The 20,549-nt window shown below is 45.0% G+C and carries 21 protein-coding genes; 10 read left to right on the forward strand and 11 right to left on the reverse strand.

The window, feature by feature from the left end; genetic code table 11:
- Positions 1–16: 16 nt before the first annotated feature.
- The 3 genes from ACLSSO_RS00080 to ACLSSO_RS00090 are packed head-to-tail and all read right to left on the reverse strand — an operon-like array spanning position 17 to position 2,425.
- Positions 17–670, reverse strand: coding sequence for a lysophospholipid acyltransferase family protein (locus ACLSSO_RS00080; protein WP_295904246.1), 654 nt, complete (start codon positions 668–670; stop codon positions 17–19).
- Positions 671–672: 2 nt separating this feature from the next.
- Positions 673–1,641: an electron transfer flavoprotein subunit alpha/FixB family protein gene (locus ACLSSO_RS00085; RefSeq protein ID WP_295904245.1), complete on the reverse strand. Its 969-nt coding sequence runs from the start codon at positions 1,639–1,641 to the stop codon at positions 673–675.
- Between the two features lie 10 nt (positions 1,642–1,651).
- Positions 1,652–2,425 (reverse strand): electron transfer flavoprotein subunit beta/FixA family protein, encoded by a 774-nt coding sequence (locus tag ACLSSO_RS00090; RefSeq protein ID WP_295904243.1) that lies wholly within the window; start codon positions 2,423–2,425, stop codon positions 1,652–1,654.
- Between the two features lie 183 nt (positions 2,426–2,608).
- On the opposite strand from ACLSSO_RS00090, the gene ACLSSO_RS00095 reads away from it, so the two are divergent.
- From ACLSSO_RS00095 to ACLSSO_RS00115, 5 genes are all read left to right on the forward strand, one after another.
- A complete protein-coding gene (locus ACLSSO_RS00095; RefSeq protein WP_413943719.1) occupies positions 2,609–3,268 on the forward strand; it encodes a succinate dehydrogenase cytochrome b subunit in 660 nt (219 codons plus the stop codon).
- Positions 3,269–3,280: 12 nt separating this feature from the next.
- Entirely contained in the window at positions 3,281–5,197 is a 1,917-nt protein-coding gene (locus tag ACLSSO_RS00100; protein WP_413943720.1) for a fumarate reductase/succinate dehydrogenase flavoprotein subunit, read from the forward strand.
- A 10-nt stretch (positions 5,198–5,207) separates the two neighbouring features.
- Positions 5,208–5,996, forward strand: coding sequence for a succinate dehydrogenase/fumarate reductase iron-sulfur subunit (locus ACLSSO_RS00105; protein ID WP_413943721.1), 789 nt, complete (start codon positions 5,208–5,210; stop codon positions 5,994–5,996).
- A gap of 254 nt (positions 5,997–6,250) precedes the next feature.
- Positions 6,251–6,499 carry a hypothetical protein gene (locus ACLSSO_RS00110; RefSeq protein WP_413943722.1) on the forward strand — a complete coding sequence of 83 codons (249 nt, stop codon included), beginning with the start codon at positions 6,251–6,253 and terminating at the stop codon, positions 6,497–6,499.
- A 179-nt stretch (positions 6,500–6,678) separates the two neighbouring features.
- Positions 6,679–8,322, forward strand: coding sequence for a S8 family serine peptidase (locus tag ACLSSO_RS00115; protein ID WP_413943723.1), 1,644 nt, complete (start codon positions 6,679–6,681; stop codon positions 8,320–8,322).
- A gap of 41 nt (positions 8,323–8,363) precedes the next feature.
- Here ACLSSO_RS00115 and ACLSSO_RS00120 read toward each other — a convergent pair whose 3' ends face one another.
- Genes ACLSSO_RS00120 through ACLSSO_RS00130 form a run of 3 tightly spaced genes read right to left on the reverse strand, consistent with a single transcriptional unit; the run spans position 8,364 to position 11,092 of the window.
- On the reverse strand, positions 8,364–9,521 hold the full coding sequence (locus ACLSSO_RS00120) for a DUF3095 domain-containing protein (RefSeq protein ID WP_413943724.1): 1,158 nt from the start codon (positions 9,519–9,521) through the stop codon (positions 8,364–8,366).
- Positions 9,508–10,392: an alpha/beta hydrolase gene (locus tag ACLSSO_RS00125; RefSeq protein WP_340589643.1), complete on the reverse strand. Its 885-nt coding sequence runs from the start codon at positions 10,390–10,392 to the stop codon at positions 9,508–9,510. The genes ACLSSO_RS00120 and ACLSSO_RS00125 overlap by 14 nt, the downstream gene beginning before the upstream one ends.
- Before the next feature lie 10 nt (positions 10,393–10,402).
- Entirely contained in the window at positions 10,403–11,092 is a 690-nt protein-coding gene (locus tag ACLSSO_RS00130) for an FHA domain-containing protein (RefSeq protein WP_413943725.1), read from the reverse strand.
- 147 nt (positions 11,093–11,239) lie between these two features.
- Here ACLSSO_RS00130 and rpsF point away from each other — a divergent pair, with 147 nt between their 5' ends.
- The 4 genes from rpsF (at position 11,240) to ACLSSO_RS00150 (ending at position 14,174) form a co-directional block, all read left to right on the forward strand.
- Positions 11,240–11,704 carry a 30S ribosomal protein S6 gene (gene rpsF, locus ACLSSO_RS00135; protein ID WP_413943726.1) on the forward strand — a complete coding sequence of 155 codons (465 nt, stop codon included), beginning with the start codon at positions 11,240–11,242 and terminating at the stop codon, positions 11,702–11,704.
- A gap of 15 nt (positions 11,705–11,719) precedes the next feature.
- Entirely contained in the window at positions 11,720–12,610 is an 891-nt protein-coding gene (locus ACLSSO_RS00140) for a DUF2232 domain-containing protein (protein WP_413943727.1), read from the forward strand.
- Positions 12,611–12,622: 12 nt separating this feature from the next.
- Positions 12,623–13,066, forward strand: a complete 444-nt coding sequence (rplI, locus tag ACLSSO_RS00145; RefSeq protein WP_413943728.1) for a 50S ribosomal protein L9 — start codon at positions 12,623–12,625, stop codon at positions 13,064–13,066.
- 256 nt (positions 13,067–13,322) lie between these two features.
- Positions 13,323–14,174, forward strand: coding sequence for a S1 family peptidase (locus ACLSSO_RS00150; protein ID WP_413943729.1), 852 nt, complete (start codon positions 13,323–13,325; stop codon positions 14,172–14,174).
- Between the two features lie 64 nt (positions 14,175–14,238).
- Here the strand turns inward: ACLSSO_RS00150 and ACLSSO_RS00155 are convergent, their stop codons facing one another.
- The 5 genes from ACLSSO_RS00155 to ACLSSO_RS00175 all read right to left on the reverse strand — a co-directional run bounded on the left by ACLSSO_RS00155 (position 14,239) and on the right by ACLSSO_RS00175 (position 18,074).
- On the reverse strand, positions 14,239–14,433 hold the full coding sequence (locus ACLSSO_RS00155; RefSeq protein ID WP_295906030.1) for a hypothetical protein: 195 nt from the start codon (positions 14,431–14,433) through the stop codon (positions 14,239–14,241).
- 115 nt (positions 14,434–14,548) lie between these two features.
- Complete coding sequence (locus tag ACLSSO_RS00160; protein WP_295906031.1) at positions 14,549–15,475, reverse strand: SDR family oxidoreductase; 927 nt, start codon at positions 15,473–15,475, stop codon at positions 14,549–14,551.
- A 14-nt stretch (positions 15,476–15,489) separates the two neighbouring features.
- The gene (gene dnaB / locus ACLSSO_RS00165) at positions 15,490–16,908 is read right to left on the reverse strand and encodes a replicative DNA helicase (protein ID WP_340589655.1); all 1,419 of its coding nucleotides are present in this window, start codon (positions 16,906–16,908) and stop codon (positions 15,490–15,492) included.
- 110 nt (positions 16,909–17,018) lie between these two features.
- Complete coding sequence (locus tag ACLSSO_RS00170; protein ID WP_061834327.1) at positions 17,019–17,318, reverse strand: helix-turn-helix domain-containing protein; 300 nt, start codon at positions 17,316–17,318, stop codon at positions 17,019–17,021.
- Positions 17,319–17,435: 117 nt separating this feature from the next.
- Positions 17,436–18,074, reverse strand: coding sequence for a radical SAM protein (locus ACLSSO_RS00175; RefSeq protein ID WP_413943730.1), 639 nt, complete (start codon positions 18,072–18,074; stop codon positions 17,436–17,438).
- A 93-nt stretch (positions 18,075–18,167) separates the two neighbouring features.
- Between ACLSSO_RS00175 and ACLSSO_RS00180 the strand changes: the two genes are divergently transcribed.
- Positions 18,168–20,546 (forward strand): DNA translocase FtsK, encoded by a 2,379-nt coding sequence (locus ACLSSO_RS00180; RefSeq protein ID WP_413943731.1) that lies wholly within the window; start codon positions 18,168–18,170, stop codon positions 20,544–20,546.
- Positions 20,547–20,549: the final 3 nt, after the last annotated feature.

Consider the following 20,549-nt stretch of genomic DNA (forward strand, 5'->3'; position numbering starts at 1 on the left):
CCTAAAAACGCTAGCACTAGGCATCATTATCCGCAATGAATTTAAGAGCTTGCTGTCTTGCGTGGTGTAAAAGAGCTTCTAACTCTAGAGCAAGGTCTGGGTTTCTTGGATCTGCATCTCGAGACACCGGAGCAAGTGGTCCCACCCAATAAATGATCACCTTCGCAAAAGGTTTCGGAAGAAAAGTTTTGTTCCAAGATTTTGGAAAATGAATCGCACGATCACAGGCAACTCCGGCCGCATAAATTGGGCCCGAAATCATGCGCGAAAGTTCGAACACGCCGGGCTTCACTTTGTGTAACGGCCCCTTGGGCCCATCAACCGCAAAGCTGCAATTTCCCCCGTCTTTTACTAAACGCAAAAGACCTTTGAGTGCCTGAACTCCACCGCGCGTGGAAGACCCGCGACTGGTTTTTGCGCCCAACCATTTCAAAACTTTTGCCATCAACTCACCATCTTTGGATTGTGATGCAATCGTGGCGATTCGATAGCGCTTCACGATCGAAAGAAGTGCGAGTTCATCACCATGCCAGTGAGCGAGTACGACCGCTTTTTTATGTTCTAAGGAGTTATGAAGAGAATCAGGTTCGATGACCCGAACCCTCCATGTCCATGAGAGGGTTCGGTAAAAAACGAAAACAATAATCGGAAGAATATACTTTCTAAACACGATTAGTGGTGAAGAGCTTTTTTGAACTCTTCTGTCAATTTCGGAACGATTTCAAAAGCGTCACCAACAATACCGTATGTCGCTTTTTGGAAGATTGGAGCGTTTGGATCGTTGTTGATAGCAACGATCACTTTAGAGCCGCTCATACCCGCCAAGTGTTGAATCGCGCCAGAGATACCAACTGCGATGTACAAAGAAGGAGCCACTGTTTTACCAGTTTGTCCGACTTGCATACCGTGACCAACCCAGCCTGCATCAACAACCGCACGTGAAGCACCTACAGTTGCACCAAGAACGTCAGCCAAGTCATTCAACATTTTGAAGTTCGCAGCTTCTTTCAAGCCACGGCCGCCAGAAACGATGATGTTTGCTTCTGTTAAATCAAGCTTCTCGCTTGTGCCTTTAACGATTTCTTTGATCAACGTTTTAAGATCTGGTTTTACAATCGCTTGTTCAACAACGTTTGCAGATTTAGAGGTGTCCGCCGCCGCAACTGGAAGTTGATTTGCGCGCATCAAAACGATTTTCAAATTTGTGTTTTCGAAATTCGCTTTAGCGAAGCATTTTCCAGAATACATTGGTTTTGTCGCTGTCACTGAGTCGCCAGAGATATTAAGCTCTGTGCAATCAGAAGCCACACCTGCACCCAAACGAGCTGCTACGCGAGGAAACAAGTCTTTACCTGTTGAAGACGCAGAAGCAAGAATGATGGAAGGTTGAACTTTTTCGATGACCGCTGCGATGTTGGCCGTGAAAAGCTCTGGATTGTATGAATCCAAAGAAGCGTCTTTCACAACATGAACTTCGTTAGCACCGTTGTGACCCGCTGCTGCTGTCACATCACCTGCATGAGATCCGAAAACCACAGCCGCAACCGTGTTTCCAGATTTTGCAGCCGCTTGAAGAAGTTCGATCGAGCTGCGTTTAAGTTTTCCGTTTGTTTGTTCAGCAAAAACTAAGACTTTACCCATTTCGTACTCCTTACAAAACTTTCGCTTCGTCGCGAAGAAGTTTAACCAACTCTGCCGCTTGTGCAGAAGCATCGCCGGCAATGATTTTTACCGCAGGCTTTTCAGCAGGAAGAGCGAAATTAGTGTATTTAACTTTGATATCTGAAGCAGGAATGTTCAAAGAAGCAAATTCGATTTCTTTGATCACTTTCTTTTTCGCTTTCATGATACCAGGAAGACTTGCGTAACGAGGCATGTTCAAGCCCTTGTTGGCAGCGACAACTGCGGGAGTCATCATTTGCACAACTTCTTTAGCTCCGCCTTCAACATCGCGCTCAACAACAACGTTTTCGCCGTTGAATGCAAATTTAGAAACCACAGTCGTGTGAGGAACGTTTAAGAACTCAGCAAGCATTTGGCTCACTGAAGACGCATTGTCGTCGATCGCCAATTTTCCGGAGAAGATAACTTTGGCGCCGCCTTCAGCTTTGATCACTTCAGCCAAAGCTTTTGCTGTGGAGTAGTTGTCCAAATTTTCAGCATTTACTACGATCGCCTCATCAGATCCCATCGCCAAAGCCGTGCGGAGAGATTCAACAACACGCGCCTTTGGTCCAACGCTCAAAACCCACACTTGAGAACCTGGGTTGGCGTCGCGAAGTTTCACGGCTTCTTCAACTGCGTATTCGTCATAAGGGTTCAAAACCCATTTAATTCCCGCCGTGTCGATTCCGTTTTGGTCGGGAGTGATTTTAATCTTTGTTTCGGTGTCGGGCACCTGCTTGATACACACAAAAATCTTCATGTTTTTACCCCGTTTTTTTAGAGGTTTTGTTCTATCGCAAGTCCAGGAAAGGCAAAACTAAATTCCATATTTAACGTGTTGCGAAACATGACGGGTGTCATAGACAATCCGAAGGCCTCGGAGTTAAGTTAATTGTAAACTTATTGAGAAAATACATAGCAACAAAACAAGGGGTTCAACACCATGTCTGGATTTCTCGGTTCCACCGTCGGGAAAAAATACTTAATGGGAATCACTGGTTTAATTTGGGCGGGATTTGTTCTCGCACATATGGCCGGTAATCTATTAATTTTCGTCAGCCACGATGCTTACAATGCTTACGGGCACGCGATTACAAGCGGTAACATCATTTACGTCGCAGAAACTGTTTTGGTTCTGGCACTGATTGTTCACGTGTACACGGCGTTCTCTTTGACAGCTGCCAACAGAGCTTCCAAAGGTTCTAAATACGCAGTTGCAGCAAGTGGAAAAAAGAAAGCGACTCTCGCCTCTCGCACAATGGCGGTTCAAGGTTCTTTGATTCTTGTCTTTGTGATTCTTCACTTGATCACTTTCAAGTACGGCACTCACTACGAAACGACTGTGAATGGAGTTGTGATGCGTGACCTGGCTCGCTTGATGGAAGAAGTTTTCCAAAGCCCTGGTTACGTTGCGTGGTATGTGGTTGCCTTGATTCTTCTTGGCTTCCACTTAAGTCACGGTGTGGGCTCTACATTCCAATCTCTGGGTTTGATGGAAGGCACTTACCGCAATACGTGGAAAAAACTAAGCTACGCTTACGCATTTGTTGTGGCACTTGGTTTTATCGCTCAACCTCTTTACCTTTTTCTTATTGCACACTAAGGAGCACTGAAAATGGCTAATAAATTAGATAGCAAAATTCCTAGTGGCCCGATTGAATCTAAATGGACCAAGTCAAAATTCGACTACAAACTTGTCAACCCTGCGAATAAGAGAAAACACTCGATCATCGTTGTGGGAACAGGTCTTGCCGGCGCTTCTGCAGCAGCCTCTTTGGGTGAGCTTGGCTACAAAGTAAAAGCGTTTTGCATTCACGAATCTCCTCGTCGCGCGCACTCCGTGGCGGCACAAGGTGGTATCAATGCAGCGAAGAACTACCAAAACGACGGCGACTCTACTTACCGTCTTTTCTATGACACTGTAAAAGGCGGTGACTTCCGCGCGCGTGAAGCCAACGTATATCGTTTGGCGGAGGTTTCTGCGAACATCATCGACCAAATGGTCGCTCAAGGTGTTCCCTTCGCTCGTGAATACGGAGGAACTTTGGCGAATCGTTCATTCGGTGGAGCGCAAGTTTCTCGTACATTCTATGCTCGCGGTCAAACAGGCCAGCAGCTCCTTTTAGGTGCTTACTCTGAAATGATGAGACAAGTGGATGCTGGAAACGTGGAACTTCGGTACCGTCGTGAGATGTTGGATCTTGTGATCATCGACGGAAAAGCTCGCGGTATCATCGTTCGTAACTTGCTCACGGGTGAAATTGAGTCTCACGAAGCAGACGCTGTTGTGATCGCCTCTGGTGGTTACTCTAACGTGTTCTTCCTTTCTACAAATGCGATGAACTGTGCGGTGACGGCAGCTTGGAAAGCTCACAAACGTGGCGCTTACTTCGCAAACCCTTGCTACACGCAAATCCATCCGACGTGCATCCCTGTTCACGGAGAAAATCAGTCAAAATTGACTTTGATGTCTGAGTCTCTTCGTAACGACGGTCGCGTGTGGGTTCCTAAAGCTGTGGGTGACAAACGTCATCCAAATGAAATCCCAGAAAACGAACGCGATTACTACTTGGAGCGCGTGTACCCTTCATTTGGTAACTTGGCTCCTCGTGACGTGGCTTCTCGTCAGGCGAAATATCGTTGTGATGAAGGCCGTGGCGTGAATGAAACTGGTAAAGCGGTTTATTTGGATTTCGCAGACGCGATCAAACGTCTTGGTGAAGACAAGATTTCTGAGAGATACGGAAACTTGTTTGAAATGTACGAAAAAATCACAGGTCAAAATCCTTACAAACAGCCGATGATGATCTACCCTGCTCCTCACTACACAATGGGTGGCTTGTGGGTGGACTACAACTTGGAATCAACAATTCCAGGATTGTTCGTTGCCGGTGAAGCCAACTTCTCTGACCACGGTGCCAACCGTCTTGGTGCTTCGGCATTGATGCAAGGTTTGGCAGATGGTTACTTCGTACTTCCGTACACTTTGGGTAACTACCTTGGTGGAACGAAGCTTGAAAAAGTTTCGACTTCAAACGATGCATTTAAAGCGGCTGAAGACGGAGTGAAAAAAGAAATCTCTAAACTTATGGGCATTAAAGGTAACCGCACAGTGGACAGCTTCCATAAAGAGCTTGGTCACATCATGTGGGAATACTGTGGAATGGGTCGTAACGAAGCAGGTCTTAAAAAAGCTCTGCAAGAGATTCCAAAACTTCGTGAAGAATTCTGGCAAAATCTTCGCATCCCTGGTGATGCGAATTACCTTAACGTCGAGCTTGAAAAAGCCGGACGTGTTGCTGACTTCTTGGAGCTTGGTGAGTTGATGTGCCGTGATGCTTTGGAACGTCAAGAGTCTTGCGGTGGTCACTATCGTGAAGAATTCCAAGTGGACGGCGAAGCAAAACGTGACGATGCGAACTTCTGTCACGTGGCTGCTTGGGAATACACTGGTGAAAACAAACCAGAAGTCCGCCACAAAGAAGAACTTGTTTTTGAAAACGTACACCTAGCAACTCGTAGTTACAAATAAGAGGCGTAAAATGGCTGGTAAACATATCAATTTGACTTTGAAAGTGTGGAGACAAAAAGGCCCGAAAGATCAGGGCGGATTTGTTGAGTTGCAAGCAAAGAACGTCTCTGAAGACGCGTCTTTCTTGGAAATGCTCGATGCTGTGAACGAAGAGCTTGTCGGTAAAGGTGACGAGCCGATCGCATTTGACCATGACTGCCGCGAAGGTATCTGTGGAGCTTGTGGTTTTGTGATCGATGGCGAAGCTCACGGTCCCATGAAATCAACAACGGTGTGCCAGTTGCACATGAGAAATTTCACGGACGGTGCGATTTTAACAATCGAACCATTCCGCGCGACTTCATTCCCTGTGATTAAAGATTTGATGGTGGATAGATCTGCATTCGACCGTATCATTTCTGCGGGTGGATACATTTCTGCAAATACAGGAAACGCTGTTGATGCGAACTCTGTGCTTGTTCCTAAAGCGGATGCGGATGAAGCGATGTCTTCAGCGACTTGCATCGGTTGTGGCGCTTGCGTGGCAGCTTGTAAAAATGCTTCTGCAGCACTTTTCACGTCTGCAAAAATCTCTCACATGGCTTTGCTTCCGCAAGGTCAAGTGGAAAGAAAAGACCGCGCTCTTCGCATGGTTGCAGCGATGGATGCAGAAGGTTTCGGATCTTGCACAACAACGGGTGCGTGTGAGGCAGCTTGTCCTAAGGAAATCCAACTTACAAACATCTCTCGCATGAACCGCGAGTTCTTTGTAGCGAATGCGACGAAACGTCCTAAGCACAAAGATGGCGGCGCAGGATAGTAGAAATTCGAAATTGGAAATGAGTGAAAGAGGAGTCGCCAAGACTCCTCTTTTTTTGTCCTTGCGATGTCTTGTTATTTCAAACAGATGCGTCGCTGCGGCAAAAATTTATCTGAATAATTCGATCGACGATTAACCTTTAAACTTTGCACCATGGGTCTGTCTCATTGAGAGACATCTTTAGCTCACCCCACCTTTGATTTTCTTCTAAAGCTCATACAACAAACTTCCGAAACTAGACCAAGGATTGGCTTATGAAGAAGATTGGCAACTTAATGGAAGAATTGGGCTTCAACAAAAACGCACCTGACAGTGTGAAAGAAGCCTTTATCAAACATCTCATCAAAGCTTCGACAGGAGTGAACGTGACAACTCCGTCAGAGAAAAAAGAAATCGCTGAGAACCCACAACGAGTTGTTAAACTCACGTCTCCGCAGCAGCTCAGTTTTGATTTTTCAGAGGAGAAACCCACACCTTCGTCGGGGAAAAAAGCTGTTTCTTAGTCCTGCGAACTAGGAGAAAGCCCTGCTTTTTTCTCGACAAACGTATTGAATTGCCCGGACCTTAAGCTAAAAATCGAAGCTTTCTATTTTAATTTCTGAATATTGATAACCAGCTCACCTTCACATTGGTACCATTTTGGAACTGGCACGTTTGAAATCACCCAGTGAAGGAGTTTTTTATGAAAAGGCTTATCGGAAGAGCCTCCAAGGCAACCATGGTCGGTTTGCTACTAGCAGGAGTTCATGCATTCGCAGCAGCACCTGAATCAGTTCCAGGCGAATACATTGTTAAACTCAAAGATTCTGTTTCTGCAAAATCAAACATCAACATCTTGAGCCAACAACTGGGCTCCTACATCAAGGACACTATTCCTGGTCAAAATATCGTTGTGATCAAAAGACCGGTGTTTGAGATTCAATCCAACGTCGTAAAATCTCTTTCTGAAAATCCACTTGTTGATATCGTAGAACCAAACTTCATCTACAGAATCAACAAAACTCCAAATGATCCAATGTTGGGTCAATTGTGGGGCATGATCAACACAGGACAAGCAGACTCTCAACGCCGTCAAGGTATTGCGGGCGTGGATATCGGTGCGGAAAAAGCATGGGATATCACGACTGGTTCTAAAGATGTGATCGTGGCTGTTATCGATACTGGTGTTGACTACAATCATCCAGATTTGAAAGACAATCTTTGGGTGAATGAAGCGGAACTTAACGGCAAACCAGGTGTTGACGACGATGGGAATGGTATCGTTGATGATATTCACGGAGCTAACTTTGTAGATGCTAACAAACCAACTGGAAATCCTTTGGATGACCACGGTCACGGTTCACACTGCTCTGGTACTATCGGTGCGACTGGTAACGATGGTAAAGGTATCGTGGGTGTAGCGTGGAATGTTCGTATCATGGGAGTTAAATTCCTTTCTGCGAGCGGTTCAGGTTCTCTTGACGGCGCTTTGAAAGGTATCGACTACGCAACTAAAATGGGTGCGAAAATCATGTCGAACTCTTGGGGTGGCGGCGGCTACTCTGAAACTTTGAAACAAGCAATCGAAAGATCTAATGCAGCCGGCGCTTTGTTCGTAGCAGCAGCGGGTAACGAATCAAACAACAACGATGCGAACCCTACTTATCCTGCAACTTACGACGTACCAAACGTATTGTCAGTGGCAGCGATCGATAACAGAGGCCAAATCGCTTCTTTCTCGAACTACGGTAAAACAAAAGTTCACGTAGGCGCTCCGGGTGTGAATATCTATTCATCCATCACGGGTGGCGGTTATGATTCATGGTCAGGAACTTCTATGGCGACACCTCACGTGTCTGGCATGGCGGTTCTTTTGGCTTCGAATGAACCAAATTTGACGAACGTAGAAATGAAAGAAAGAATCATCGCGACTTCAAGACCAATTGCAGGTCTTCGTGGTAAAGCACGCGGTGGTTTGGTTGATGCTTATGCAATGTTGACGAACACTTTGCCAGCTCCAGATCCAAATGATCCAATCAACTGGCAAACAGTGAACGTAAACGTTTCTTCAGCTCATCCATACAAAGAGAAATCAAACGAAACGTACGAAGTGCGTGTTCCAGGTGCGAAACAAATCGCATTGTATTTCTCTAAATTCGATACTGAAAGAGATTACGATAAAGTAGACCTTTACGATGCGAACGGCAAAAAAGTAGCAACTATCAGCGGTAAAAACGATGATTCTTTCTCTACTCCAGTTGACGGTGAGTATGTGAAAATCGTGTTCACTTCTGATGACTCTGTAAACCGCTACGGTTTCGACATCACAAAAGCCGCTTGGAGATAATTTAAAAATTAACTAAGTGCTTTAAAAAGGCCACCAGGAAACTAGGTGGCCTTTTTCTTTTTGAGATCCACAGCAGCCAGCGTATACCCGCCTTGTGCGCCATCAATGAAATGCAAATGCTGATTCTGAGTTGCGGAAAACACGAGGCACGTCATGAGAGCCTGTGGCGAGCGGTGCGTGCCAAAGACAATCTCTCCCCGCTCTTCAAAAGATTTTAAAAGGCTTTCGATTTCTTGAGCTTGCTTGGAAGAACAATCTAAAACCATTCGCAAAAGGTCGTCGTACTTTTGAAAGTCCGAGTTTGAAATGATTTCTGATTTGTATTTGCGGGGATCAAAGCCTCCCGCTGACACATTAAAACGAATCATGATAAACGCGATTAACGAATCCACGGCCGCTCCGAAAAACTCGGAAATAAATTTTCCAGGACGAGATTTTGCCTCTATCACCAAAGTCTTTGGCGGCCATTTGATTTTCATGCTGCCTGGATTTGTGGGACACGCGATTTTAAAATTGCCACCTAAAATTTCGCGAAGGCCCGCCAATACGCGGTGATAAATATCAAATGACTTTTCTTCATTGCCAGCGGCACTTACAAGGATCGTCAGTATCGTTCCTTTTTGAGTGGAAAGTGGCTCCCAACGACATGTCAGGCCCTGTAATTTTGGTGCGATCTCGCTCTCAGAAGCTTCAATCGCAAGACCACCAAGGCCCTTTTTCATTTTCTCTTCGGCCCGTCTTAAGGCGCCACCGCGAAACTGATAAATCACGTTTCCTTGAGAAAGCTGATACTTTCCTAAAAGCAGCCTATGTCCCTCGTCGTAAACTTCTTTAAGATCAAAAATAAAACTACGCAGTTCCAGATCAAATTCTTTTTTCGACCAGGCCTGCACGCTCTTTAGCGCCACAGACGCTTGAATTTTAAATTCAGGTGGAACTAAAAGTGTCGCGCCATCACCGCCAAAAACAAATGGCAACTCGCGCACATTAAATTCATTTAGAAGAGCTGTGATGCAAGCAGCTCCCACCATATTCACTTCGCGGTAGCGACCTGACTGCACGGCTTTCGTGGAACCTTTGATGTCTGTGAGAATCAATCCCCAATCTTCGGGAACCGTGAGAAAATTTTTGTCGTCAGAAATATGCAGAAAATCGTCAAAGCTAGGAACTTTTCTTAAAAAGTCCTTATACTTTTCCATTTCTGACATCCTCTAAGAATTTTTCAATTTTTAAATTCGTGTAGTCAGGAAAATCAAGTTGGGTGCAATGAGAGCCATACGGCACAAGCACAAATTCGGAATGTTTGATGGCTTCTTTAAAGTGATATTGAAAGCGAATCGGCGTCACCATGTCTTTTTCGCCAGAAATAATCAGCGCAGGCACGCGGATTTTTTCAAGCACGGACTCGCCGTTATACTCCATCAAAACTTCAAACAATGTTAAAAACACTTGCAAATTCAGTCGCGCCACACCTCGCATATAGACTTCGATGTCTTTGATGTGAGTCACGCGAAGATTAAATCCTCCCGCAAGGGCTGCAAGGTACACGGCCATCGGATTATCAACAGCCATTTTCCACAGAGTGTTCCACATATTGGGTTGGCTTTGATATTGGCCTTTAACGAAATAAAAAAACGGCTCAACAACATCAAGACCGAACATGCCTTTGATCGGATTGCGAGCAAAGCCGTTGATGAAAATCATCGAGTGAAAAAGTTCGGGATGGTTGTCGTAGATTTTTAAAATGATCGGCGCCCCGAAACTGTGACCTGCAAAATGTGCTTTTTTAATTTTCAAATGTTTCGCAAGAAGCACGACATCTTTTGCCAGAGCCTCCATCGTTAGCTGGCTCATATCAACAACAGGATTGCTGCGTTGATGTCCGCGCAGATCAAACGTGATGACTTTGTAGTGCTTGGAAAAATATTCGACCTGATGGTGCCAGTGATTCATGATGCAGGCGATACCGTAAACCAAAATCAAAGGCTCACCTTCGCCGCGCACTTCGTAGTAAATCGGAGTGCCGTCGAAGCTTTCAAAGGTGCCCGTCTCTTTTGGTGTGATCTCCATGCTGTCCTTCTTACAAGTAGGTGACTTTAATCAGGGTATTTCCCAAAGAAATCAAGTCGCCATCTTTAAGCATTTCGGCATCTATGGACTTATTGTTAAGAGTCACTCGTCCAGGAGCTTTAATTTTAATTTGCACCATGCCTGGACCTGGGTGAAGTTCGAAGGCCTCTTTCGGGGCTTCCTCATCTAAAAGCTCGATATCTAACGAGTCAGCACCGGCTCGGCGCGGGCCATAGCCTAAAATAATTTCCTCATCCGTCTGAATACCTTGGATGAATGTGAGCTTTAAGGAGGGGCTAAAGCTTTGCAAAACCGCGGGCTTTTTGATCTTGGGATTTTCCAATGCCTGCAGCTTGTCTTTGAGAATGCTGCGCCAAGTTATAAGGCGGCTAAAGTCGATTGCGAGTTCTTCTTCAACGGTCACGACTTTAAACTGAGTGCGTCCGACCTCAAAGATAACCCCTGATAATAACGCGACTTTTTTTACACGGCGGCCTGCAATGTGGATCCCGTTGGAAGAGTCCAAATCCTGCAAAACAAACTGCCCTTTGCCATCTAATGCGAACTGAGCATGGGTGCTTGAAACCTTGGGGTCTTTAATAATGATGTCAGCCTTGGTGCGGCCAATGGTAATCCCCTCTTCAACTTTGAAGCGAGAACCTTCGTTGGGACCGTCCACTATCTCAATAAATGTGACCATTTACACATTCTAGGACTGGTTTCTTAGGGATTCAAATGCCTAATCCTTGTGCTTGGGCCTAAGGCGTGCTAAACCCGTTAAACATTTTAAAAGTCATCCTTGCTCCCGCTCACTATGGTGGGGGCTTTAACCGAAAGGATATAGTCAATGGAACTATCTAAAACGACTGCAAAGAAGCCATACGAAGTTGTGGTTCTTATGCACCCAGATGCAACTCTTGAAGATCAAAAAGAGTTGTTCAAAAAGAACAAAGCGACAATTGAATCTTACAAAGGTTCTATCAACTCTTTGGAAACTTGGGGCAAAAGAACTCTTGCAACTCCAATTGGTAAATTGAAAAAAGCGATCTACTTCCACTCTACGTTTGAAGCAGACACGCAAGCGATTGCTGAGCTTGAGCGTACTATGCGCATCAACGACAAAGTTCTTCGCTTCATGCACACTCGTCTTGACGAGCGTGTTTCTTTGGCAAAATTCATGGAAGGCTTCAAAAAAGGTCTTTCTGAATCTGCTGCTCGTGAAAAAGAACGTGAAGCAAAAATGGCTGCTCGTAAAGCCGCTTTTGCCGCTGCGAAAGCAGAGCGTTCTGAGCGTTTTGATAAAGGCGAATAATTAAGAGCGTAAGCCATGAAGAAGACCGCGACTACGCAGAAATTCATCACAATTTCATCTCTCTCGATTTTGTTGTCGATGATGACTGTTGTTCTGGGAGCGCCTCTTCTTCGTGTATTACGTAAAGCCTACGGTCCCCTCGCCTTTTGGATTTTGGGACTGTTGGTAACAGGAGCAGCGTGGCTCCTGAACGCACAACCTCTGGCACTTTTCTTAGGCTCTGTTTGGATGACTTTAGGGGCTTACATGGAGATGGAGCAAAGAGGACTTGGGTGGTGGATTTCGGGACTTTTGAGCGTCGCCGCAGGTTCTTTGGCTACAGGCCTTGGACTTTTTGGAGCGTTTAAGAAAAACGGAATCAACACGTACGCTGAAGTCCAAGGTTTGGCGGAGAAATTTGCACAGCAAGTTCAGACAATGAATCCGACTGTGAAACTGGATCCGGCGATTTTGGTACAGCAAGTTCCATCAGCCGTCGTCATAGTTCTTATTGTGACGTTAGGTGTGGGATTGATTTTTGAGAGAAGGGTTTTTTCATGGCTCAATTTGCCCCGTGAGAAAATTGCCTCTCAGCTCAAGTTGTTAGAATATCGTGTTCCAGATTACGTGATTTGGGTTGCGATGACTGCCTTCCTTCTAACAATGGTGAGTTTTGGCGGTAAGGCCACGGCCATCCTGGCAGTAAATATTGTGAACGTTTGTATCGTTCTCTATTTCTTTCAAGGGCTGGCAGTGTTGGAGGTATTTCTGAATTCGATAAGAGCCGGTGTGTTCACTCGAGTTTTGACGTACATAATCTTGGTCGGCCAAATGCTGCTTATTTTAAGTGTCGTTGGTTTGATCGATTACTGGGTTGATTTCAGAGGGCGCATCCGCAGGATGAATAAGCCAGCTGAGAACAACTGAAATGGAGATCACATGAAAGTTATTCTTCAAAAAGATGTTAAAGATGTAGGTCGTGTTGGTGAGTTGGTGAACGTTTCTGAAGGTTTCGCGAGAAACTTCTTGTTCCCACGCAAACTAGCGGCTGAGGCTACTGAAAAACGCGTAAAAGAATACGAACACTTGAAGCGCGTTGCTGAAACTAAAAAGAAAAAAGCATTGGCAGAGCGCCAAGAGCTTTTGAACAAAATCAATGGCACAACTGTGACATTCAAGTTGGCTGCAGGTGAAACTGACAAACTTTTCGGTACTGTTACTACAACAGATATCTCTAAAGAATTGCAAAAGATGGGTCACTCTGTAGACCGTCGTGATATTCACCTTGAAGAGCCAATCAAGGTTTTGGGTCAGCACAAAGCAGTAGTTCGCTACGCAGAAGGTATGGAAGCAAAAATCCAAATCTCTGTAGAGCGCGCTTAAGGCGACGGGAGTCGCAGGAGGCTGAAGCGCCGCTGGCGCGGAAGCTGGACTGAGCTCTAACATTATTAAGAGAAAAATTCTCAAAAGGGACTCTGCAAAGAGTCCCTTTTCTTTTTCGATGTCCTTCGCACTCCACTGCAAAATCTTAAATGAAATTAAATTCGATCTATAAGCTTTTGTTATATTAAATATTTGAAAATTTGTATTGCCCTGGTTCCATTTTGGGTGTTTAAGAACTGCACCTTGGAGGGGCGCTATGAAACTTAATATTCTTTTTAAAGCAGCGGTGGCAGCGGGACTTTTGGGATCTCTTGTTGCTTGTTCGCCTGCTAAGCAAAATGCGGTAAATCTTGGTGCTGACAGCTCATCTATCATTGGCGGTGTGACTGTTGATGCTAAAGATCCAATCGCAAAATCCACTGTAGCGATCGTAGCGTCTGTAAAGACAGCGGATGGTCAAGAAGGTCAATTCATCTGCACAGGTTCTCTTTTGACTGAGAACGTAGTTTTGACTGCAGGTCACTGCGTTCCTGAAGTGGGCGCTGAATACAAAGAAGTAGTTCTTTATGTTATCTTCAACACAGATCTAAGAAAAATGGGTCGCGCGGACATCCGCCTTGTTGTTGATTCTGTGATCCACACTGATTACGGCAAAACAGGTTCTGAAGGCGAAGACGCTCATGACCTTGCGTTGATCAAATTCGCAGGCGCAATGGCTCCTGGTTACACTGTAGCTAAATTCCTTGATGACGAAACATTGTTGAAGCCAGGTACAAAAGTAACTTTGGCTGGTTACGGTTTGATCGAAACAGATGGCGTGAATACAAAATCTGACGACCGTCTTCGTAAAGTAGACGTAGAAGTTGTTGAAGAATTCGGTAAACACGAAATCCTTCTTGATCAAACTAAAGGTAAAGGTGCTTGCCACGGTGACTCTGGTGGACCTGCGTTCCTTGAAGTGAATGGCACTCAATATGTTTGGGGTGTTACTAGCCGCGGTGCTGGTAAAGACGGAAAAGACGATTGCTCTCTAGTGAGCGTTTACACAAAAGTAAAATCTGAATCTCAATTCGTGCAAGACGGTTTGAAAAAGCTTTCTGCAAAATAGTAGAAACTGAAAATTCAAAACGAAGAAAGGGTCCTTGTGAAGGGCCCTTTTTTTATTGTCGCACTTAAGCGCTCATTTCGGTCTGCATTTCAAGAAAAACGATTTGAAGGTATTCAGCCATGACCTCGCGAAGCTCATCAATGGTGAGCGTCTCAGGGCTTTTTCCGTACTTCTCAAGTAAGGCGTTAAATTCTCTTTCAACAGGATCCTGGGGCAGTCCAGTTGCCGCGATCACTGTCTTTGCTAAAGTCTCTCCCATGATCAGCCTCCATGCTTAACAAGGGTCTCGCTTTTTAAGACATCCCCAGTCCATCAAGAGGTTAAAAGGAACTCAACCCTAAACCCGCAATCAAGTCTAAGGTCCAGGTCCCCTTTTAGCGGCGGCGGTGAGAGTAATCCTTCGACCAGTTTTTAGCGTTAGGAAGAAGCCAATAAAGGATCGGCAAAAGAACTCTGCGCGGAAGCAGGCGTCGGAAATAATAGAACAACACCGCATCTAAAGTTGCCGGGTGCCATAGAGGCGGATTTTCTTTCTTCATCACTTTCACAACTTGTTTGGCGATCTTTTCTGGCGTTGTGAGCGAAAGATTCATCATGCGCTCCACAAACGGAGTCATGTTCTTATAAAAATCACTATAGGGTCCGCTCCAGTTGCGAGTCGGATCAGATAGTTCCGTGTGATAAACGTTTCTAAAAGAATTGCTGTGAATGAAACCAGGCTGAACAAGTGTGATTGTCACACCGAAGGGACGAGTCTCATACCACAACGCTTCGCTCGCGCCTTCCAGAGCATATTTCGATGCGGAATAAGAAGCCATTGTCGGCATCGCAAGCATTCCGCTCACTGAAGAGATATTGATGATCTTTCCACGGCCGGTATCGCGCATGTGTGGTAGGGCTAGACGAATCATTCCCATGGGACCGAAATAATTCGTCGCCATTTGCAGCTCTTCATCTTTTTCAGTCATATGTTCAACGACGGAGCGATAAGAAACGCCGGCATTGTTGATAAGAATATCGACACCACCCCAAATTTTTTTGATTTCATTATAAAGACGAATGCGATCGGCTTCAGAAGTGACATCCAAAGGACGAACGATGAAGCGTTCGTTATCTAAAAAATAATTGCGAACTTTATCAAGGCTCTTTTCACGAGCGGTCACGACAACACGGTACTCTGTGTGTTCATACAAAAGTTTTGCGAGAGCTAAACCAATACCTGAGGAACAGCCTGTGACTAAAACCACAGGTTGAAAGTTTTGAGCTTTTTTACGTTTGAACAAATAAAGTAAGGGCTTCATAGAAGCCCATTATCTTAAACTGGAGCGCCAGGTGCAAAGTTTTTAGGTCTGCCGCCAGGCATTGGAGGTGGGGCCTGAGGAGGAGGCATAATTTGACTCGGTCCTGATGGCTCCGGATCGGCATCACGGAATCTATTGTACTGAGCATCGAAGCGCATTTTCACTGGTCCCGTAGCACCGTTACGCTGTTTACCCACGATCACTTCCGCGTGACCTTGTTTGTCTGGATTTTCTTTGTCGTAGTAGTCATCACGATAAAGCATCATGATAACGTCGGCATCTTGCTCGATCGATCCCGACTCACGCAGATCTGAAAGCATTGGTTTCTTCTCTGTACGACCCTCAACACCACGGTTGAGCTGCGCCAGAGCAATGACAGGGATTTGCAACTCCTTGGCAATGGCCTTCAAAGATTTAGAAATCTCCGCAACCTCTTGCTCACGGGAACTCATTTTCTGTTTCATACTCATGAGCTGCAAGTAGTCGATCATGATGAGATCAAGACCGTGTTCAGCTTTCAGACGACGCGCACGAGAGCGAATCTCAAACGGCGAAACACCTGGAGTGTCATCAATGAAGATAGACGCTTCACTCAGTGCACTGGCTGCATTGATCAATTTCGGCCATGCCGAATCTTGAATGCGACCGTTACGGATTTCGCTCATGCTCACTTTGGATTCCGCAGAAAGCATACGCATCATCATCGACTCTTTACCCATCTCAAGAGAGAAGTAGGCGACTGTCTTCTTCAAACGAAGTGCGACGTGTTGGCAGATGTTTAGAGAGAACGCTGTTTTACCCATCGATGGACGAGCGGCGATGATCGTCATCTCACCTGGGTGAAGACCGGCCGTCATCTCATCAAGTTTTTTAAAGCCTGTCGCAAGACCTGTGATTTCGGCTTTGTTTTTATAAAGCTCTTCAATCTTTTGGATGGAAGCCTTAACGATTTCCATTGAGCCCACAAGACCTGTCGCTGTTTTATTTTCGCCGATTTTAAAGATCGCACTTTCCGCTTGATCCACGAAAGACTCAACGTCGACGAAATCTTGGTCGTAAGCTTTTTCGATCAACTGGCTATTGATGGCGATCAAACGACGCAAAGTCGCTTTGTCTTTCACGATTTTTGCGTGCGTCGTGATGTTCGCAGCAGAAATCGTTTTATCAAGAAGACTGATAAGATACTCAGGTCCGCCGACAACATCCATGGAGCCTTCGCCCTGAAGAACGTTGGTCACCGTGATGATATCAATCGGTTGGCTTTTGCTGTGAAGCTCTTTAATGGCGTTATAAATCTTTTGATGAGCTGGTTTATAGAAATCATCGGCCATGAGCATATCGCCCACTTGATCGAGTGCTTCTCTATCCAGCATCAGACCGCCCAGAATGGACTGTTCGGCCTCAAGATTTTGAGGTGGAATTCGCGTACTCATTGAACCCCTCTAGAGTAACGAAATTAATCAAATATCAAAAAAAATTGCGGGCCTATGACAGAGATGGTGGTTCAAATGGTGGCCCGCTGAAGTAACTTCTAAATGAAGTCTTAGTTCAATTTCTTTACGCGAATCTTGTAGTTGTCAATTTTCTTCTTAAGAGTGTTGCGATTGATGCCAAGCATTTGCGCCGTTTTCACTTGATTGCCGTTATAGGCGCGCAAAGCTAGCTCTAAAAGAGGTTTTTCTACTTGTTCAATAACGACGTTATATAGACCATTCAACTCAACTTGCGCTTCTTTTTGTTGTGCAAAGAGAACTTCTAGTTTGCTCTTTACAAGCTTCTCCAAGCTTACAGACTGAAGGTTGGCGACAAAAAGATTATCAGAACTGTTTAGGTTCGGCGTCATGGAACTCCCTAAATTGTCAGCTTAATGTTTTGGAGGCTCTACTAACAAAGCGGTTTCATAAATACCAATGATTTAATTTTTCACATGGTACTTATCAAACCGCTTTTTGAAGTAGACCTATACTCCGCGTGTTTCGGAAGACCAAATATACTTATGCAGTTGCAATTGCAACCTTGCAGATGAATTTTTTTGCAAAATTTTTTCTGCCAACCAGCGTTCAGACACTTGGCCGTATGATGGGCTGTATAAAACCACAAATTTTTCAAATAAATTATGTTGACGACAGAATTCTTCGGACCATTCAAAGTCTTTTTCAGAACAGATCACAAACTTGTATTCCGTGCTGGGAGTGGAAAAGCCGATGTTCTCCATGAGAAAAGAATTTGCGGCACCACTGTCAGGAGTTTTCACATCCAAAATAATTTTTACGCGCGGATCAACGTGTTCCACACTTTTTGATCCACTTGTTTCTAAAGAAACTTTGTAACCTTGATCACACAAAGTGTTCATCAACGTGTGAACTTCTTTTTGTAAAAGAGGTTCACCACCTGTGACGCAAACATAAGGAGCTTTGTGTTTGGCGACTTCTTGCAAAATATTTTCAAGGGCCTGCATTTCGCCTTCATAGTAAGAGTATTTTGTGTCGCAGTAAGTGCAGCGCAGATTGCAGGCCGTTAGACGCACGAAAACCGTGGGATTCCCCACATAAGTCGTTTCGCCTTGGATACTATAGAAAATCTCATTTATTTTAAGCATATAGAGTGATTGATGTGTGCTCCCTCACAGGTCCTAAGTCAAGGAACGCTTCATAAGCATGACTAACTCAGCGGAATTTCGTAAATTTTTTAAATGAACCAATTCCTCAAAAAGTTTCGTCAGGACGTTATCGCTATTAGCTTTTTAGGCATAGGGCTTTTCCTCGCCCTCGCACTGGTAAGCTACAATCCCTATGACCCTTCCATGAATTCTATCGGACAAGGCCTCAAAGCTTCAAATTATTGTGGCATTGTGGGGAGTTTTCTAGCCGATATGCTTTATCAATTCTTTGGCTTGGCGGCCTGGGTTGTCGTCGGAAGCTGCCTTAAAATGGCCTATGCGAGCTTTAAGGGAGAATCCCTCAATTTAAAAAATATTCGCTTCGTGTGGGCGCTGTTATTAATCGTAAATATCGCGGCTCTTCTGTCCCTGTATTTGCCAAATACGAAGATTTTCCACGAGCAAATTTATTTGGGCGGTCTTTTAGGTTTGGGAGTTTCTCAAGCGTTGATTCGCGCGTTTAACTCGATCGGCGTGCAAGTGATCTTGTTGTCACTGATGGCTGTGCTTGTTGTGTTTTACTTTGAAAAATCTTTGCAGGAACTCACTGAAGCTCCGCGCGGATTTTTGGCGATGCTTAAAAAGAAAAAAGTCGGCGATAAAATTGCTGCGTTCTTTGCCGGCATGTTTGTGAAAGACACAAAAAAACCAAAAGCTTTGAAAGTAAAAGAAGAAAAGCCTAAAACGGTCTTCCCTCTTTCTGACAAAAAATTTGTAGGTAAAGACGAAGAGGAAGAAAAGGACGAGGAAGACGACTTAGACGCGGCCCTGGCCGCGGATGAGGCTGATGACGAATCTGAAGAGGAAGAGGACGAAGAAGAAGTTCCGGCCGTGAAGCTTGCGCAAAAACGTAAAGTCGTGATGAAGGCAAAACCTCCGCGTCGTATTGAAAATTGGGATATGCCGAAATTGGCATTGTTAGAAGATCCTCCAGCGTCGCGTATTAAAATTGATAAGGCTGAGATTCAAAGAAAAGCGGATTCGTTGGTTGAGAAACTTAAAAACTTCTCTATTGAAGGACAAATTCAAGACGCGAAACCAGGTCCACTGGTTACGATGTATGAATTTAAACCCAACGCCGACGTTAAAATCAGCAAGATCTCGGAACTTGAAGACGATCTTTCCCTCGCACTGTCTTCTGAATCCGTGCGCGTTGTCGGTCACATTCCAGGAACAGATGTTGTTGGTATCGAGACCGCAAACTTAAAGCGTGAAACGGTTTATTATAAAGACCTGATCGCCGAAGACACATTCTGGAGTGAAGATCTTGCTCTTCCGATGGCCGTGGGTCGTGCGGTGGACGGCGAACCTAAAGTTGTTGATCTTCGTAAGATGCCGCATTTATTGATCGCAGGTACAACGGGTTCTGGTAAGTCGGTGTTTGTTGGTTCGATCATTACTGGACTTCTTTTCCGTCACTCTCCTAAAACTTTAAGACTTGTGTTGATCGATCCAAAGATGGTCGACTTAGCTCCGTTTTCGACGGTGCCTCACCTGGTTCTTCCACACGTGACAGAACCTAAGAAAGCAGCGACAGCTTTAAAGTGGGCTGTTCGTGAAATGGAAAAACGCTATAAGTCTTTGTCGAAGTTTGGCGTTGGTAAAATTGAAGCCTTCAATGAAAAAACGGGTGCCCTTTCGAAAGCGGAAGTTGAAGAACACGAAAAAGTGAATCAGGAGTTGGAAGAAGGAAAAGCGAAGTTAGAACAATACTACTTCCAACCGCTTCCTTTCATCGTGATCGTTGTCGACGAGTTGGCTGATTTGATGATCGTTGAAAAACAAAACATCGAAGAACCAATTCAGCGTCTGACACAAAAAGCGCGTGCCTGCGGTATTCATTTGATTGTGGCAACGCAGTCTCCGCGTAAAGACGTTGTGACGGGTTTGATTAAAACAAATATTCCAGGTCGTGTGGCTTTGAAAGTCGCTTCGAAAATGGATTCGCGTATCATCATTGATGATTCAGGTGCAGAACGTCTTCTTCCGAATGGAGATATGCTCTTCCAGGCTCCGGGCGTGGGAAAACCAACTCGTCATCACGGACCTTATTTGTCAGATAAAGAAATCGGAAACGTTGTGAAACACTGGGCAGCTCAAGCAGAGCCTGAGTATGATCCACTCGCGATGCGTGCTCTGGATGGATTTGCAGGTGGCGATGGTGCTGAAGCTGGTGATTCTGGTGGTGGTTCTGGATTTGGTGACGAGGAGTATGACGAACGCTACGATGAAATTTTATCGTGGGCTTCGGAACAAAAAGAAATCTCTGCGTCTTTGATTCAAAGAAAATTTAGACTCGGCTATCCGCGCGCCGCGCGTTTGATAGAAATTTTTGAAAAAGAAGGTGTTGTCGGCCCAGCCAACGGCAGCAAGCCGCGTCAAGTTTTAGTGAGTAGTTTTAGAGAACAATGATTT

Origin of the sequence: Bdellovibrio sp. HCB-162 (assembly GCF_047344985.1) — a bacterium.
Lineage (GTDB): Bacteria > Bdellovibrionota > Bdellovibrionia > Bdellovibrionales > Bdellovibrionaceae > Bdellovibrio.